The sequence below is a fragment of the Curtobacterium flaccumfaciens genome (assembly GCF_018598405.1).
Lineage (GTDB): Bacteria > Actinomycetota > Actinomycetes > Actinomycetales > Microbacteriaceae > Curtobacterium > Curtobacterium aurantiacum.
Genome location: NZ_JAHEWS010000013.1, coordinates 38291 through 54550, shown reverse-complemented (window position 1 = coordinate 54550; position 16260 = coordinate 38291). Strand labels below are relative to the sequence as shown.

Annotated in this window: 16 protein-coding genes; 9 read left to right on the top strand and 7 right to left on the bottom strand. The window is 70.9% G+C overall.

Going from position 1 to position 16260, the window contains the following annotated elements; genetic code table 11:
* The first annotated feature begins 157 nt into the window (after positions 1 to 157).
* Both KK097_RS10085 and KK097_RS10080 read left to right on the top strand, forming a co-directional pair.
* Complete coding sequence (locus tag KK097_RS10085) at positions 158 to 1228, top strand: magnesium and cobalt transport protein CorA (protein WP_214544607.1); 1071 nt, start codon at positions 158 to 160, stop codon at positions 1226 to 1228.
* Positions 1229 to 1285: 57 nt separating this feature from the next.
* The gene (locus tag KK097_RS10080; RefSeq protein WP_214544605.1) at positions 1286 to 1975 is read left to right on the top strand and encodes an SDR family oxidoreductase; all 690 of its coding nucleotides are present in this window, start codon (positions 1286 to 1288) and stop codon (positions 1973 to 1975) included.
* 147 nt (positions 1976 to 2122) lie between these two features.
* Here KK097_RS10080 and KK097_RS10075 read toward each other — a convergent pair whose 3' ends face one another.
* Positions 2123 to 2983: a helix-turn-helix transcriptional regulator gene (locus tag KK097_RS10075; RefSeq protein WP_214544604.1), complete on the bottom strand. Its 861-nt coding sequence runs from the start codon at positions 2981 to 2983 to the stop codon at positions 2123 to 2125.
* Positions 2984 to 3093: 110 nt separating this feature from the next.
* On the opposite strand from KK097_RS10075, the gene KK097_RS10070 reads away from it, so the two are divergent.
* The 4 genes from KK097_RS10070 to KK097_RS10055 all read left to right on the top strand — a co-directional run bounded on the left by KK097_RS10070 (position 3094) and on the right by KK097_RS10055 (position 6345).
* Positions 3094 to 3417 (top strand): putative quinol monooxygenase, encoded by a 324-nt coding sequence (locus KK097_RS10070; RefSeq protein ID WP_214544603.1) that lies wholly within the window; start codon positions 3094 to 3096, stop codon positions 3415 to 3417.
* A 26-nt stretch (positions 3418 to 3443) separates the two neighbouring features.
* Complete coding sequence (locus tag KK097_RS10065; protein WP_214544602.1) at positions 3444 to 4136, top strand: SDR family NAD(P)-dependent oxidoreductase; 693 nt, start codon at positions 3444 to 3446, stop codon at positions 4134 to 4136.
* A gap of 185 nt (positions 4137 to 4321) precedes the next feature.
* Positions 4322 to 5134: an HAD-IIB family hydrolase gene (locus KK097_RS10060; RefSeq protein ID WP_214544601.1), complete on the top strand. Its 813-nt coding sequence runs from the start codon at positions 4322 to 4324 to the stop codon at positions 5132 to 5134.
* Positions 5131 to 6345: a glycosyltransferase family protein gene (locus tag KK097_RS10055; protein ID WP_214530073.1), complete on the top strand. Its 1215-nt coding sequence runs from the start codon at positions 5131 to 5133 to the stop codon at positions 6343 to 6345. Before KK097_RS10060 ends, KK097_RS10055 begins: the two co-directional genes overlap by 4 nt.
* Positions 6346 to 6446: 101 nt before the next feature.
* On the opposite strand, the gene KK097_RS10050 is transcribed toward KK097_RS10055, so the two are convergent.
* Positions 6447 to 7478: an LLM class flavin-dependent oxidoreductase gene (locus KK097_RS10050; RefSeq protein ID WP_214544600.1), complete on the bottom strand. Its 1032-nt coding sequence runs from the start codon at positions 7476 to 7478 to the stop codon at positions 6447 to 6449.
* A gap of 44 nt (positions 7479 to 7522) precedes the next feature.
* Here KK097_RS10050 and KK097_RS10045 point away from each other — a divergent pair, with 44 nt between their 5' ends.
* Together KK097_RS10045 and KK097_RS10040 are read left to right on the top strand one after the other, a co-directional pair.
* Positions 7523 to 8389 (top strand): SMP-30/gluconolactonase/LRE family protein, encoded by an 867-nt coding sequence (locus KK097_RS10045; protein ID WP_214544599.1) that lies wholly within the window; start codon positions 7523 to 7525, stop codon positions 8387 to 8389.
* 257 nt (positions 8390 to 8646) lie between these two features.
* A complete protein-coding gene (locus KK097_RS10040; protein WP_250893128.1) occupies positions 8647 to 9654 on the top strand; it encodes an SPFH domain-containing protein in 1008 nt (335 codons plus the stop codon).
* A 248-nt stretch (positions 9655 to 9902) separates the two neighbouring features.
* On the opposite strand, the gene KK097_RS10035 is transcribed toward KK097_RS10040, so the two are convergent.
* From KK097_RS10035 to KK097_RS10015, 5 genes are all read right to left on the bottom strand, one after another.
* The gene (locus tag KK097_RS10035) at positions 9903 to 11171 is read right to left on the bottom strand and encodes a sugar ABC transporter permease (RefSeq protein ID WP_214530069.1); all 1269 of its coding nucleotides are present in this window, start codon (positions 11169 to 11171) and stop codon (positions 9903 to 9905) included.
* The gene (locus KK097_RS10030) at positions 11168 to 11932 is read right to left on the bottom strand and encodes an ATP-binding cassette domain-containing protein (protein ID WP_111038920.1); all 765 of its coding nucleotides are present in this window, start codon (positions 11930 to 11932) and stop codon (positions 11168 to 11170) included. The genes KK097_RS10035 and KK097_RS10030 overlap by 4 nt, the downstream gene beginning before the upstream one ends.
* Positions 11933 to 12062: 130 nt before the next feature.
* Positions 12063 to 13178 carry a sugar ABC transporter substrate-binding protein gene (locus KK097_RS10025; RefSeq protein WP_214544597.1) on the bottom strand — a complete coding sequence of 372 codons (1116 nt, stop codon included), beginning with the start codon at positions 13176 to 13178 and terminating at the stop codon, positions 12063 to 12065.
* Between the two features lie 187 nt (positions 13179 to 13365).
* Positions 13366 to 14538, bottom strand: coding sequence for an ROK family transcriptional regulator (locus tag KK097_RS10020; RefSeq protein WP_214530067.1), 1173 nt, complete (start codon positions 14536 to 14538; stop codon positions 13366 to 13368).
* Between the two features lie 116 nt (positions 14539 to 14654).
* Entirely contained in the window at positions 14655 to 15590 is a 936-nt protein-coding gene (locus tag KK097_RS10015) for a ketopantoate reductase family protein (protein WP_214544595.1), read from the bottom strand.
* A 78-nt stretch (positions 15591 to 15668) separates the two neighbouring features.
* Here KK097_RS10015 and KK097_RS10010 point away from each other — a divergent pair, with 78 nt between their 5' ends.
* On the top strand, positions 15669 to 16235 hold the full coding sequence (locus KK097_RS10010; protein WP_214530065.1) for a TetR/AcrR family transcriptional regulator: 567 nt from the start codon (positions 15669 to 15671) through the stop codon (positions 16233 to 16235).
* Positions 16236 to 16260 lie beyond the last annotated feature (25 nt).

The following is a 16260-nucleotide window of genomic DNA, read 5'->3' as shown; positions in this document are numbered from 1 at the left end:
CCGTGAGGATGCGGGCCGGCAGCGTCAGCGTGGCGTGAGGGGAGCGCTCGCTCCGTCGGCCCTCCGGCATGATCGGCAGGTTGCCCGCGTGCACCGCGGCTACGATCACCCCGGCCCACCCGCGGGCCGCACGCACCACGGAACCAGGAGGACACCGGTGGCCCTCATCGACAACGGCATCTACGTCAACGGAACCCGGACGGACTCCCCGGCGGACCTCGGGCGCACCTACGAAGCGCTCGACGCCGCGGGGAGGGGCGCGATGGCGTGGATCGGGCTGTTCCGTCCGACCGCCACCGAGCTGGCGTCCGTCGCCGACGAGTTCGGGCTGCACCCGCTCGCCGTCGAGGACGCGCACAAGGGGCACCAGCGGGCGAAGCTCGAGCGCTACGGCGACACCCTGTTCGTGGTGCTGCGACCCGCCTGGTACGACGAGGACGAGGAGACGGTCGAGTTCGGTGAGGTGCACCTGTTCACCGGGCGCGACTTCGTCGTCACCGTCCGTCATGCTGAGCAGCCGAACCTGGCGGACGTGCGGAAACGACTCGAAGCCGATCCGGAAGCCCTGGGGCGCGGATCCGAGGCGGTGCTCTGCGCGGTGCTCGACGAGGTCATCGACAGCTACGCCCCCGTTGTCGCCGGGCTGCAGGACGACATCGACGACATCGAGGACGACCTGTTCGACGGGGACGTCGACCCGTCGTCGTCACGGCGGATCTACCAGCTGCTGAGCGAGGTCATCGGGTTCCAGCGCGCGATCGGCCCGCTGCCCGAGATGCTCAACGCCCTGCTGCGGGGCGCGCAGAAGTACGGCACGGACACCGAGGTGCAGAACCAGCTGCGGAACGTGCTCGACCACGCGATCCGCGTCACCGAGCGGGTCGACACGTTCCGGACACTGCTCGAGAACGCGCTCACGCTGCACTCGACCCTGGTCACGCAGGAGCAGAACGACGCGATGCGCCGGATGACCAGCGCGAGCCTGGCGCAGGGGGAGGAGAGCCGACGGCTGGCACGTGCGTCGATGGAGCAGGGCGAAGAGGTGAAGAAGATCTCGTCATGGGCGGCGATCCTGTTCGCCCCGACCTTGGTCGCGTCGATCTACGGCATGAACTTCGAGCACATGCCCGAGCTGCGGTGGGCGTGGGGGTACCCGGCGGCGATCGTCGCGATGGTCCTGCTGGCGGTCGTGCTGTGGGCGGTGTTCAAGCGGAAGCACTGGCTCTGAGGTTGTGTGACGACCGGAGGGGCAGTTGACTGAGCGCGACTGGAAGAGGTTGCTCCGATGGAGAAGCAGACAGCACTGATCGTCGGGGCTTCACGCACCCTCGGTCTCGGGATCGCCAGGAGCTTGCTCGACCGCGGCTGGAACGTGATCGGCACGGTCCGGGGGAACTGGCACACGCCGCTGCACGACCCGGCTCCGGATGCTGGCGATGCCCTCGAGATCGAGGTGATGGACATCACTGTCCCCGAGCAGGTCCTTGCAGTCCGTGACCGGCTGCAGCACCGCACGCTGGATCTCGTGTTCGTCAACGCCGCGATCGCCGACGAGGACCTGCCGATCGCCGAGGTGCCGACCGAGGTCTTCGTCGACGTGATGGTCACCAACGCGCTGAGTCCGATGCGCGTTGTCGAGGCGTTCGCACCGCTCGTCCGTGACGGCGGCTCCGTCGGCGCGATGTCGTCGACCCAGGGCAGTATCTCGATGAACGAGCACGGTGGCCACGAGGTGTACCGGGCGAGCAAGGCGGCGCTGAACCAGCTGATGCGGAGCTACGCCGCGCGCCGGGCGGGCGACGCGGTCTCGCTGTTCCTCATGGACCCGGGCTGGGTGCAGACGGAGCTCGGGGGAGCGGGGGCGACGCTCACCGTCGACGAGAGCGCACCGGCGGTCGTCGACACCCTGGTGCAGCACGCCGGCCAGCCGGGTCTCCGTTTCCTCGATCTCCACGGCGGCACCGTCCCCTGGTGAGCCGTCCCGGGGCCGGGCTGCGGCACTCGACGGGTGACGACGACGGACTGGAGGCACGGTGCCAGCTGGCACCGTGCCTCCCGTCCGTCTCGGCTCACGTCCGGCTCAGAGCCCGTGAGCGCGCCGTCGACTCCGTGACGCGGTCCGTCATCCCTCGCGGACGTCCGCTGTCCGGACAGCTCGCACCCGCAGGAAGTCGAGCTTGTCGGCGTCGGGGCCGCTCTCGGGCGTGGAGTAGACGACGAGCTTGATGTCGGAGTCGGGCACGGTGACGACGTCGCAGTCCAGGACCACGTCCCCGACGATCGGGTTGTGGACCGTCTTCACGAGCGACTGGTGGGCCGCGGCTCGTCCTTCGTCCCAGTACGCGGCGAAGCGTTCGCTCTCGTTGCGGAGTCGACCGATGAACGCCCGGAACCCGGCGTCCGCTCCGAGGTTCCCCGCCGTGCGCCGGAGGTCGGCGACGAGCGCCCGCTCGAACGGCTCCGGTCCACCGTGCGCCGTCGCGATCTCGGCGATCCGATCGTCGAGGAAGGTCTGCACGATCAGGTTCTGTTCGGGGTCCTTGCGCACCGACGGCGCGTCGAACAACGCCTGCCAGAGCGGCGTGGAGTGCAACAGGGTCCAGTCGGCGGCGAACACGGCCAGCGGCAGGTCACCCATCCGGACCAGCATGCGCTGCACTCCGGGCGGGATGTGACGGGACACCACACCAGCCCGGGGAGACGCCAGACCGGCCGCGCGGTGGAACAGGTCCGTCTCGGCGCGGTCGAGCTGGAGCGCACGGGCGAGTGCCTGGACGACCTGGGCCGAGGGGGTGCGGGAGCGGCCCTGCTCCAGCCGCATCACGTAGTCGGCGCTGACACCGGCGAGCTGCGCGAGTTCCTCACGGCGGAGTCCCGCCGTCCTGCGCCGACCGTACGACTCCATCCCGACGTCCTCGGGGGTCAGCCGGCCTCGCCACGATCGGAGGAGATCGCCGAGGGCTTCGACCTGGTCTGTGGACACCCGACCATTCTCCGCGAGTGGACCCGCCGGTGGGTAGGACTGTCCTTCCGTGGCTGGAGATCCCGCAGCGTCGCACGCTGGTCACCTCACCACCACGAGAGGACCACGAAATGACCGCTACAGCGAACGGGTACGTCACCGTCATCTGGGAGACGAAGGCCAAGCCCGGCCGGGAAGCCGACCTCAAGACGTTCATCACCGCTGCCGTCACACCGTCACGCAACGACGCCGGGAACATCGACTACGAGGCACACGAGGTCGACGGTGAGCCCGGTGCGTTCGTCATCTACGAACGATGGGAGAGCCGGGAACACCTCGACGCGCACCTCGGGGCACCGCGCATGCAGGAGCTCGTGCCGCAGATGCTCGAGCTGATCGACGGGTCGATCGAAGACGGCATCACACTCCTGCGTCCCTTCCGTCCCGCCCGCTGAGACCGACCGAACTCCGGAGGAGAACCATGACGAACACCCTCATCACCGGCGGCAACAAGGGCATCGGCCGCGAGACCGCCCGGCGGCTGATCGCGGCCGGGCACACCGTGTGGATCGGCGCCCGCGACACCGATCGCGGACGGCGAGCCGCCGACGAGCTCGGCGCCTCGTTCGTGCAGCTCGACGTCACGGACGATGCCTCCGTCGCCGCGGCCGCCGCCACGATCGGTGACCAGGCGGGGCACCTCGACGTGCTCATCAACAACGCCGGCATCCTCGGGGACGTCACCGCACCCGAGGACATGACCGTCGACCAGCTGCGCGCCGTCTACGAGACGAACGTCTTCGGCGTCGTCCGTGTGACGAACACGTTCCTGCCGGTCCTCCGGCGGTCCGCTGCGCCCTCGGTCATCAACGTGACGAGCGGCCTCGGGTCGTTCACGATGATCCACGACCCCGAACGCGTCGAGTCGCAGTACCCGCTCGCGGCCTACGGGTCGTCGAAGACCGCGGTCACGATGCTGACGATGCAGTACGCGAAGACGACGCCGGACGTCCGCTTCAACGCGGTGGACCCCGGCCAGACCGCGACCGAGTTCACCGGTCACCTCGGGCACACCGTCGAGGAGGGCGCGGACGCGGCCGTCAGGGTCGCGACCCTCGGCGCCGACACACCGACCGGCACCGTCACGGATCGCGAGGGCGCCCTGCCCTGGTGACCGCGCGGCGGTCCCCGCGCCGTGACGGACTGGAGGCACGGTGCCAGCTGGCGCCGTGCCTCCAGTCCGTCCGCTGGTCACCTCGCGCGACCGACGCAGGCTTGTTCACCCAACCGACGCATGCGCGTGGCAGGGTGGTCCGGGGCGTCGTCGCCCGCAGCCCAGCCAGCCGCCAGCGGAGCACGATGCCAACACCCGACCTGATGATCGTCACGGACCTCGACGGGACGTTCCTCGACCACCACGACTACTCGTTCGACGCGGCCCGGCCGATGCTCGAACGGCTGCGGGCAGACGACGTCCCCGTCGTGTTCTGCAGCAGCAAGACGCGGGCCGAGGTCACGGCGCTGCAGGCCCGCACCGGGCTCGACGGGCACGCGTTCGTCGCGGAGAACGGCGCGGTCGTGGTCGCTCCCGGCAGTCGTGCGCTCGCGGGGCCGTCCGACGGTGACCTCGGCCGGCTGCACGCGGCGCTCGGCCGCATCCGCACCACACTCGACCTGGGCTTCTCGACGTTCTCGGGCGCGACCGACGAGACCGTCGCCGACTGGACCGGGCTCGACGTCGCAGCTGCGGGCGCGGCCCGGGCACGCGAGGCGTCGGAAGTGCTGCTCTGGCACGCCGGGGACGACGACCGGGCGGACGCGTTCCGCGCGGCGCTCGCCGCGGTCGGGCTCGACCTGGTGCGGGGCGGACGGTTCTGGCACGTGCTGCCGGCGGGTCGTGACAAGGGCGCGGCGGTCCGGATGCTCATCGCCGACCACGAGCGTCGGACGGGAACGGTCCCGCGCACCATCGGCCTCGGTGACGGCCCGAACGACACCGCGCTGCTCGACGCCGTCGACGTCGCGGTCGTCGTCCGCGGACACGGTCCGGCACCTGGGCCGCTGGCCGACGACCGCCCCGAACGCGTGCACCGCACCACCGCCTCCGGCCCGGAGGGCTGGACCGAGGGCATCGCCCACTTCACCACCCCGTCCGTCAGGAGCCACCGATGAGCGACTTCCACCAGAACGGCGTCATCACGACGTTCCACGACCTCGGTCGCCGCAGCACCGCGAGCCTCGAGGAGGACCTGCGGGGCTTCGCCGAGAAGCGGCCGATGAGCCTGATCCTGCCGGCGCTGTACTCCGAGCTCGAGCGCCCGGCGCTGTCGCGGATCGTCGACGAGCTGGCCGAGGCCGACTGGCTCAGCGAGATCGTGATCGGGCTCGACCGGGCCGACCGTTCCCAGTTCGAGCACGCCCGCGAGTTCTTCTCGCGGCTGCCGCAGCGGCACCGGATCCTGTGGAACGACGGGCCGCGGCTGCGCGAGCTCGACGCCGAGCTGGAGCGCGCGGGACTGGCACCGGGGGAGCCTGGCAAGGGCCGGAACGTCTGGTACTGCACGGGCTACGCCCTGGCGTCGGAGCGGGCGGACTGCATCGCCCTGCACGACTGCGACATCACCACGTACGACCGCGGCATGCTCGCCCGGCTGTTCTACCCGGTCGCCAACCCCGCGTTCGACTACGAGTTCTCGAAGGGCTACTACGCCCGGGTGGCCGACGGCCGGATCAACGGTCGCGCCGCACGGCTGCTCGTCGGCCCGCTGCTCCGGTCGCTCCGCCAGGTCTACGGGGAGTCCGAGTACCTGGAGTACCTCAGCAGCTTCCGGTACCCGCTGTCCGGCGAGTTCGCGATGCGCGCGCACGTGCTCAACGGCCTGAAGATCCCCGGCGACTGGGGGCTCGAGATCGGCATGCTGTCCGAGGTCTACCGCGACTACGCGACCCGGCAGGTGTGCCAGGTGGAGATCGCCGACGCGTACGACCACAAGCACCAGCCCCTCGCCGAGGCCGACGGCACCGGTGGCCTCGCCCGGATGGGCAACGACATCGTGCAGTCGCTGCTCCGGAAGCTCGCGACGATGGGGGTCCCGCTCACGTCCGACTCGTTCCGGGTGCTCAAGGCGACCTACTACCGGAACGCGCTCGACATCGTCGAGGTCTACCGGCACGAGGCCGAGATGAGCGGGCTCGCGTTCGACCAGCACGCTGAAGAGGCCGCGGTGGAGCTCTTCACCAAGGCGATCCTCGACGCCGGCGGTGCCTTCACGGCGCGGCCGAACGACAAGCCGTTCATCCCGAGTTGGAGCCGGGTGCGCTCGGCGGTGCCGGACGTGCTCGACCGGCTGCGGGATGCGGTGGAGGCGGACCAGCAGGACTGAGCGCGCGCCCTGGGCACGCGCCCTGGGCGCGCGTCGACGGCGGACGGGAGGCACGGTGCCAGCTGGCCCCGTGCCTCCCGTCCGTCGGTCTGGCGCCGTTCTCAGGCCGCGCCCTGCGGCGTCCAGCCGAGTTCCGGACCCAGCCGTTCGGCGATGTCCGTGATGATCTGCGCGTAGTCGTCGGGCTCGAACGAGAACGGGAGTGCGAAGGCGACCTCGGTGACCGCCTGGTAGCCGACGTCGGCACGCAGCCGGTCCGCGATCTCGGCCGACGTGCCCACCAGGTCGGCGGCGAAGAGCATCCCGGCGGGCCCCATCGGCACGCCGACGCGACCCGAGCGGCTGTCGACGTAGGCGCGGTAGCGGGCCTCTTGCTCGCTCGTCGCGGTGTCGGTCGGGATGACGACCAGGCCCTGCGAGACGCGGGCAGCAGCGGGGTCGGGGTGGACGGCGAGGTAGGCGTCGATCTGGGCGCGCTGGTTCGTGGCGAAGTCCGTGCCGACCTCGCTGCGGGTGACGCTCGAGGTGAGCAGGTGGAAGCCGTTCTCACCCGCCCAGACGGCCGACTTCGTGCTGCCGGTGCCGTACCAGATCCGGTCGGCCAGGCCGGCGCTGTGCGGCTGGACGGTGCTCGCGAACTCCTCGATGCCGCGGCGTTCGACGGTCTCTGTCGCCGTCACCGGGTCACCGCGCACCAGGTCGCGGAAGCGCAGGAGCCGGTCGTTGCCGAAGTCCTCGTGCTCCAGGGTGCCGGGGTAGATCGCGTCGCGGTAGAGGTCGAAGTTCATCGGGGTGCCGACCGAGAAGCCGGGGTTCAGGCGGCCGCCGAGCAGGACATCGACCGTGCTGAGGTCCTCCGCGAGACGGAACGGGTTCTCCGCGCCGATCGGGGTGACCGCGGTGCCGAGGTCGATGCGCGAGGTGCGCTGCGAGGCGGCGGCGAGCACCGCGACGGGGGAGGAGATGCCGTGCTGCAGGTGTCGGTGGCGGAGCCAGGCGCTGTCGAAGCCCAGGGCCTCGGCGCGCTCGATCACCCGCAGGGTGTCCTCGTGGCCCTCCGACGGTCGGGCGGGGTCGAACGACCCGATCGTCAGGAAGCCGAGACGTTGCAGGGGAGTTCCGTCGAGGGGCATGGGTCGATCGTGCCAGACCATCGGGTGGATGGCAGGGTGGATCCGTGCACATCACCCTGGCTTCCGCGACCGACATCGTCATCTCCGGCATCCGGTTCCCGGAGGGGAACCGCTGGCATGGCGGTCGGCTCTGGTACTCGGACATGCACACCGGTGAGGTCTTCTCGGTCGACCCTTCCTCGACCGACGGCCCCCGGCTCGAAGCCACGGTCGCGGGACAGTCGTCGGGGCTCGGGTGGCTCGCCGACGGGCGGTTGATCATCAGCTCGATGGAGTCCCGCACCGTCGTCGCCGTCGAGCCGGACGGCAGCACCTCGGTGTTCGCCGACCTGTCCACCATCGAGTCGTCGCTCGTGAACGACCTGGTGGTCGACGCCCAGACCGGCCGGACCTACATCGGGGCCTTCGGCTACGACCTGTACGCAGGCGAGGGGCTGCGCCCCGGTCCGCTCTACGCGATCGACCCCGACGGCTCGGTCCGCCTCGCGGCCGAGGGTCTGGTCTTCCCGAACAGCGCCAACATCCTGCCCGGCACCCGGACCCTGGTGGTCAGCGAGACGTGGGGTGGCCGGCTCACCGCGTTCGACATCGAGGACGATGGGTCGCTGACGGGTCGGCGCGAGTGGGCTGCCCTGCCCGGCGGCGTGACCCCGGACGGCAGCACCGTCGACCGTGACGGCGCGATCTGGGTCTGCTCGGTCGACACGGGGGAGTTCCTGCGGGTCGTCGAGGGCGGCGAGGTGACGGACCGCATCGACGCCCCCGGGGAGTGCGCGATCGACTGTGCGCTCGGTGGCGAGGACGGTCGCACCCTCTACCTGGCGACCGCCGACAGCTACGACCCGGCCGTGACGGCGACGACGCGCGCCGGTCGGATCAGTTCGGTGCGGGTCGAGGTGCCGGGGTGGTGAACGCGAGCGACCTCGCCGAGGCGACGCGTCGTGCCGAGTACTAACGTCTGACACCCGCGGCCGGGCAAGCGGCTCGGCGTCGACGCGCGTCCGCTCGGTGCGAGGTTGTACGCCTGGTGCGAGGCGGCAGGGTCACACCAGGCGTACAACCTCGCACCAGGCGACAGGGGGACACGCCCGCCACCCCGCACCCCCGCGTCACCCGCACCCCTCCGGGTACGGCAGACTCGACCGACAAGCATCCAGGAGTGATCGTCATGTTTGTCGCCGCCATCGTCTTCCTCGTCATCGCGCTTGTCGCGCTCTTCTTCCGGACACGGACCTACACCACTCCCGGGCGGCCCGCCACGCCGGGCCGAGAGGCACGCCCCGCAGTCCCCACCCGTCGTCCGAACCGCATCGCCACGTGGACCGCAGCCGCGGCCGGAGTCCTGTTCGTCGGGCTCACGCTCGGCAGCACCCTGTACGCCCAGGACACCGGTGAGTCGAAGGTCCAGGTGGACATCTCCGGCAACATCGTCGGGCAGACCACGGACTCCGGGTTCCACTTCAAGGCGCCGTGGGCCACGCTGCACACGTTCAACATCCGGAACCAGACGGTCACCTACATCAACGCGGTGAACGGCTCCGACTCGGACAACAACGGCAACGTGCGCTCCGGCCCGTTCGTCACGGTGCAGGACCAGGACGGCGTCTCCTCGAACGTCAGCCTCAACCTGCAGTACAGCATCGACGCGAAGTCGGTCACCGACATCTACCGGTCGTACAAGACCGAGGAGAACTTCAAGACGCAGTTCATCGGCAACTCGGTGCGCAGCGTCGTCCGGCAGGTCCCGAACGACTTCACGACCATCGAGCTGATCACCAAGCGGGGCACGGTCGAGAAGGCGATGATCCAGGCACTCGAGACGCGCTGGAAGGGCTCGGGCGTGCACGTCGACAACTTCGCCCTGCAGGAGATCACCCCGCCGAAGTCGGTCATCGACGCCTACGCCACGGCGCAGCAGGCGCAGATCCAGGTCACGAAGGAGCGCGCGCTCCTGGATGCGAAGAAGGTGCAGGCGCAGCAGCAGGTCGCCGAGGCGCAGGGTCAGGCCGACGCCAACGAGGTCCTCAACGAGCACCCGCTCTCCGACGCCGCCCTCAAGCAGCGGGAGATCGAGGCCCTCAAGAGCGCCGGCGACAATGGCTCGCTGATCGTCGTGCCGCAGGGCACCGACAACATCCTGAGCCTGCCGGGGACCTCTGGTTCGAAGAGCAAGTAGCGCGCGCCGAGACGCCGCCCATTCGCCGAGACGCCTCCGTTTTCGGCGGCGTCTCGCGCACGGGGCGTCGTCGAGGGAACACGACGGCGTCTTCCGAACCTGAGGCGCTCGCCGAGACGGACGGGAGGCACGGTGCCAGCTGGCACCGTCCCTCCAGGCACGGCCGTCGCCCCGCTGGCGCGGTGCGCCGGTACCGGCTGGTGGGGCCCACCTCCCGTCCGTCCGCGTTGCGGGCTCCAGGGCCCCGCTCAGGCCGCGCCGTGACTGGCGCGGCTGCGCCGCGAGAGCGAGTCGATGATGACGGCCAGCAGCAGGACCGCGCCCGTGATCATGTAGCGGATCGACGAGTCGAGGCTCAGCAGGGTGAGCCCGTTCGAGATCGACTGGATCACGATGATGCCGAGCAGCGCCGACCAGGCGCTGCCGCGGCCACCGAACAGGCTGGTCCCGCCGATGACGGCTGCGGCGATCGCGTTGAGGTTCGTGTCACCGGCGCCGGACGAGAGGCTCGCCGAGTTGAGGCGGGCGGCCGCGAGGATCCCGCCGACCGTGGCGAAGAGCGAGGTGAGCATGAACACCGAGATGTAGATGCGGTTCACCCGGATGCCGGAGCGCCGTGCGGCCTCGACGTTGCCACCGACGGCGAAGACCGAGCGGCCCCAGCGGGTGCGCTTCAACACGAAGTTCATCAGCACGACGAGCACGATGAAGAACACGAACGAGGTGCCCGTCCCGAAGTCGCGCGACAGGTACCAGACCATCAGAGCGAGGCCGAGGAACAGCGCGACGGACTTCACGATGGTCAGGGACACCGCACCGGTGGACAGACCGGCGCGGCGACGGCGAGCGGCGCGGCGCATCTCGGTGAAGAACAGCCCGCCGGCGGCCAGGACGGCGAGCAGGTACGCCAGCCACGGCGGCAGGTACGAGGCCGAGGCGAACTGCACGATCGGCGAGTCGTACGGCAGGTTGATCGAGCCGTTCGGCCCGAGGATGAGCAGCTGCAGCCCGAGGAACCCGAGCAGTCCGGCGAGCGTGATGACGAAGCTCGGCACCCCGAAGCGGGTGAACAGCAGACCGTAGAGCAGACCGGCGGCGGCCCCGACGGCGAGGGCGACGGTGATCACGAGCCACAGCGGCCAGCCGAGCGTGGTGAGCCCCTGGCCGAGGATCGCGGCGGAGAGCCCACTGACGCTGCCGACGGACAGGTCGATCTCGCCGAGCAGCAGCACGAGCACGATGCCGATCGCGATGGTGCCGACCGCGGCGCACTGCAGGGCGAGGTTGACGAGGTTGCCCGGGGACAGGAAGTCGGGGGAGAGCGCCTGGAACACCGCCCAGATGACGACCAGCCCGACGACCACGGGCAGCGAGCCGATGTCACCGCCGCGGACCCGTCGGACGAACGCCTTCGCCGCGCCACCGATCCCCTGGTCACGCAGGAGCCGCTCGTCCTGCAGGTCCGCGGCTGAGGGTGTCGGGGTCGCTGCGGTGAGGGTCTCGTCGGTCTTGCTCATGCGGAGGTCTCCTGCTCGGTGCGGGCGGCGGCGCGACGGGTGACCGCGTTGTCGGTGGCGCCGGTGATGGCCGCGATGATCTCCTCGTAGGAGACGTCGTCGATGCGGAACGTGCCGTTGTTGCGACCGAGCCGCAGGACCGCGACCCGGTCGGCGACGGCCTGGACGTCCGCGAGGTTGTGGCTGATGAGGACGACGCCGAGACCGCGCTCGCGCAGGCGTTCGACGAGGTTGAGGACCTCGGCGGTCTGCGCGACACCGAGTGCGGCGGTCGGCTCGTCGAGGACGACCACCTGCGGGTCGCCGATCAGCGAGCGGGCGATGGCCACGGTCTGCCGCTGCCCACCGGACAGCGACGCGATCGGGATCCGCACCGACGGGATCCGCGCGGCGAGCTGCTGGAGGAGCTCCCACGATCGGCGCTCCATCTCCTCTTCGTCGAGGAACGGGTGGGCGATCTCGCGCCCGAGGAACAGGTTCGAGACCACGTCGAGGTTGTCGGCGAGGGCGAGGTCCTGGAACACCGTGGCGATGCCGAGGGTCTGGGCCGCGGCGGGGTTCGGGACGGTGACCTCGTCGCCGCCGAAGGTGATCGTGCCCCCGTCCGGCGTGTAGACCCCGGCGAGGATCTTGACGAACGTCGACTTGCCGGCGCCGTTGTCGCCGACGATGGCGACCACCTCACCCGGGTAGACGTCGAAGTCGATGTCGCTGAGGGCCTGGACGGCGCCGAACCGCTTGGTGATCCCGCGCAGGGACATCACCGGTTCGGCGGAGGGGTGTGCTGCTGGTGACGCGTTGCTCACGGGTGTCGTGCTCACGGGTGTCGTCCTCGATCGGTGAGGCCCGCCCGGTCCGCAGTCGGACCGGGCGGGCAGAGGGGGGTCGGACCTACTTGATGCCGGCGCTGTCGCAGGCCGACTTGTACTGCGCGGTGCAGATCTTCGACACCTCGTACAGGCCGTCCTTGACCACCGTCGACTGGACGTTGTCCGTGGTGACGGCGACCGGGTCGAGCAGGGTCGACTGGACGCTGGCGCCCCCGGCGGTGTCGACGGTCGTGTCGCCCTTCGGGGTCTCGCCCTTCGCGAACTGGATCGCGAGGTCGGCGGCCTTCGACGCCTCGGGCTTGAAGGCCTTGTAGACGGTCATGTACTGCTCACCGGCGAGGATCCGCTGGATGCCCGCGAGCGAGGCGTCCTGCCCGGTGACGGGCGGGAGCTCGGTGACGCCGGCGGACTTCAGGGCCGCGATGACGCCGCCGCCGGTGTCGTCGTTCGCCGCGTAGACGCCGGCGATCTTGTCCTTGCCGAGCTTGCTGATCTGGCCGGCTGCCCAGTCCTGCGCCTTGGCGGGGTCCCATCCGGGGGTGTCGTACTCGGCGAGCACCTCGTACCCGCTGTCGTCGATGACCGAGTGCGCGCCCTTCTTGAACTGCGACGCGTTGTTGTCGGTCGGCGAGCCGTTCACCATGATGATGCCCGAGCCCTCCGGGACCTTCTTCGCCTTGAGGGCGTCGACGAGGGCCTGGCCCTGGAGCTCACCGACCTTCTCGTTGTCGAACGAGATGTAGTAGCTCAGGTCGGGGCTGTTGATGAGCCGGTCGTAGGAGATGACCGGCACCTTCTTGGCCTTCGCCTGCTGGACGATGGACGCTGCTGCCTCGCCGTCGAACGGGTCGAGGACCAGCACCTTGACGCCCTGCGTGAGCATCGACTGGGCCTGCTGCAGCTGCTTCGACGCGTCGCCGTCGGCGTTCGCGTAGATGACCGAGCAGCCGCTGCACTGGCGCTTCACTTCGGCGGTGAAGAGCGGACGGTCGGCGCTGGCGTAGCGGGCGGTGACGGAGTCGGGCAGGAGCAGGCCGATCTTGGCCTTCGACGCGTCTCCGCCGCCTCCGCCGGAACCGGTCCCGGCGTCCGCGCCGTTGGAACAGCCCGCCAGGGTGGTGATCGCGAGCAGCAGGGCGCTGACGCCCAGCATGGCTCGTGTGGTGGATTTCTTCATTGAAACGTCCTCCAACAGTGGACCGCCCCCATCGGCGGTGCCCTGAGTGTGACAGCGAGCGTTCTTGGCTGCAAGAGTTGAACACAAGGACCGCGGGCCGTGACGAAAACGTTATCCGGCGGGCGCGGGGCGGCTCGGCGGGCACGGCGCGGAGCGGCCCGGCCGGCACGGCCCGAGTCGGCTTCGCCTAGCGTGCGCGCGTCACGTCCACGGCTTCGATCGCCAGCGCCAGCGCGCCGGTCACCGCGGCCTTCTCACCGAGCTGCCCCTGCACCACGTCCGGCGTGCCGTCCACGTCGACGATCAACGACGACTCGAGGGCGTGCCGCATCGGACCGAGCAGGAGCTCCCCGGCACGCGCGAACTCGCCCGTGACCACGACCCGTTCGGGGTCGAGGACGTTGCAGAGCCCCACCGCCGCGGAGCCGATCGCCCGCCCCGCGTCGGCGACCGCCCGCATGCACACCTGGTCGCCGCCCATCGCCCGGAGGATCAGGTCCGCGAGCTTCAGGGTGCCGACCTCGTCGCGGACGCCCTCGAGCACGGCGGGCGCTCCGGCGACCGCTTCGAGGCAGCCGCGGTTGCCGCACCGGCACAGGGGCCCGTTCGGCAGCACGGGGGTGTGCCCGAACTCGCCGGCGATGCCGTGGTGCCCGCGGAACAGGTGTCCGCCGAGCACGAGTCCGGCGCCGACGCCGTTCCCGACGTCGAGCGTCACGACGGTGTCGCGGCCACGGGCCGCCCCGCTGCGGTGTTCGGCCAGGGCGGCGAGGTTGGCGGAGTTGTCGACCTGCACGGGCTTGTCCATCCGGCGGGCGAGGGACCGGCCGAGCGGGATGCCGTCCCAGCCGCGCAGGATCCCGCCGCGCGCCGTCATCCCGGTCCGGGCGTCGATCGGGGCGGCGACGGCGAGGCCGACGGAGAGGACCTCGTCCATCGACGACTCGATGGACTCCACCATGTCCAGCACGAGCAGCGCGGTCTTGTCGAGCTCGGCGTCCGCCCGGTGGTCCCGCGCCAGGGGCATGTGCCGCTCGGCCAGGACGGTGCCGTTGAGGTCCGACAGTGCCAGCCGCAGGTGCCGCGGGGAGACGTGCACCCCGGCGACGAGCCCGAGGCCGTGGGGCAGGGTCACGCGGAGCGCCCGTCGGCCGCTCGAGGTGCTCGGCGTCGCGTGCAGGGCACCGGTCGCGACGAGTTCCTTGACGATGTTCGAGACGGTGGCGGGGGAGAGGCCGGTGACGCCGGCGAGCTCGACCTGCGTCAGCCCGCCGTGACGCTTCACCGCGCTGACGACCCGGCCCCGGTTGGCTTCACGCAGTGAAGCTTGGTTCCCCGGACTGCGGCGCGGCTCTGACACGGGGACAGCGTAACGGGCGGGTCCGGAACGCTCGCCGTGACGGACTGGAGGCACGGTGCCAGCTGGTGACGGGCCTCCAGTCCGTGCCCGGCCACGTCCACGGCCCGCAGTCGCCGTCAGACGCGTCGCGCGGTCCGGTCGAGGCGCGGGGTCGGGATGCCCAACGCACCGGCGGTGCGGCGGACGTCCTCGAGGACCGCCAGGGGTTCGGCGGCGGCGGGATCGTCGTGTGCCGCGAGGCTCGCGCGGGCGATCGGCACCAGTGCCGTGGCCGCGGCGACGAGGGTCGCCGTCGTCACCGGCCGTCGGACGGGCAGCGTCGAGGAGCGGTGTCGGGAGAGGTCGACGCCCCGCGCCTCGAGGACCGGGAGGAGCTCCCGGCCGGTCAGGAACGCGTCGCGGAGCGCGTGCCGATCCCCGATCATCGTCGCCATGCCGCCGCTGCGCAGCGCCGCGGAGAACATGCCGGCGTCGAGCACGAAGTGCAGCCACAGCCAGCCACGGATGTCGTCCTCGTCCTGCACGGTGAATCCCGCCCGCTGGAACACCGACCGCACCAGCTCCCGCCGGTCCGGAGCCGCGCCGGTCGTCCCGAGCCGGATCGACCGGAGGACGGCACCGTGCAGGACCCCGTCGGCGTCGAACCCGCCGCCGGCACCCGGGAACCCGAACAGCACCCGGTCCGCGGTGAGCGGGGCGACCGCGGCGAGGGGCTCGTCCCACACGTTGCCGAGGACCAGCACGGTGGCGTCGCCGATGCGCGGTGCGAGGGTGGCCACGGCCTCCTGCAACCGGTGGTGGCCCACGCTGAGGACGACGAGGTCGTACGCGTCGTCCGTCCCGATCGACTCGAGCAGTCGCGTGGTCGACGTCGATCGGGTCCGCCGCCCCAGGGGACCGCGGCGGCCGTCGATGACATCGGTCTGCACGGTGTCGCCGTACTCGGCAGCGCGGCCGGGCCGCACCAGGTGGTCGACGTGGTGCCCGGACTGCTGGAGGGCCTGGCCGTAGATCGTCGCGACGACGCCCCGTCCGAGCATGAGGATCCGCATCAGCCACCTGTCCGCTATTCTGGAGACGATCTCCACTTGGAAGATATGGAGATCGTTTCCACTTGTCAAGGAGTTCCCGTGCCGGTCGAGAAGCCGCTGCCTGCCGAGAAGCCGTTGCGCGCCGACGCCCGCCGGAACCGCGACGCGATCGTCGCCGCGGCGCGGACGGCGTTCGAGCGCGACGAACAGCTCCGGTTCGACGACTTCGCCGGACGCGCGGGAGTCGGCGTCGGCACCCTGTACCGACACTTCCCGACGCGTGAAGCCCTGGCGGCAGCGGTCTACCGGGGCGAGGTCGAGGCGCTCTGCCGGCGCGCTCGTGACTCGACACGCCCCGCGGGTGAGGGCCTCGACGACTTCCTGCGCGGGTTCGTCGAGTACGTGGTCGACCACGCGGCACTCGCGCGCACCCTGGCCGCCGTCGTCGACGCCACCACGCAGGCCGAGGGCGGGGGCGAACTGGAGCGCACGCTCGCCGAGCTGATGGCGCGCGCGACCGCTGACGGCACGATCCGGGCCGACGTCGCCCCCGGGACCGTGCTCATGCTGCTCCACGGCATCGGGGCCGGGATCGACCGCCCCGGGTGGGCGGCGGACGCCCGAGTCGCCGCCGACCTGATCTCCCGGGGGCTCCGGGTCCGCTGAGGCACGACCGCCGGCGCGGCCGCGT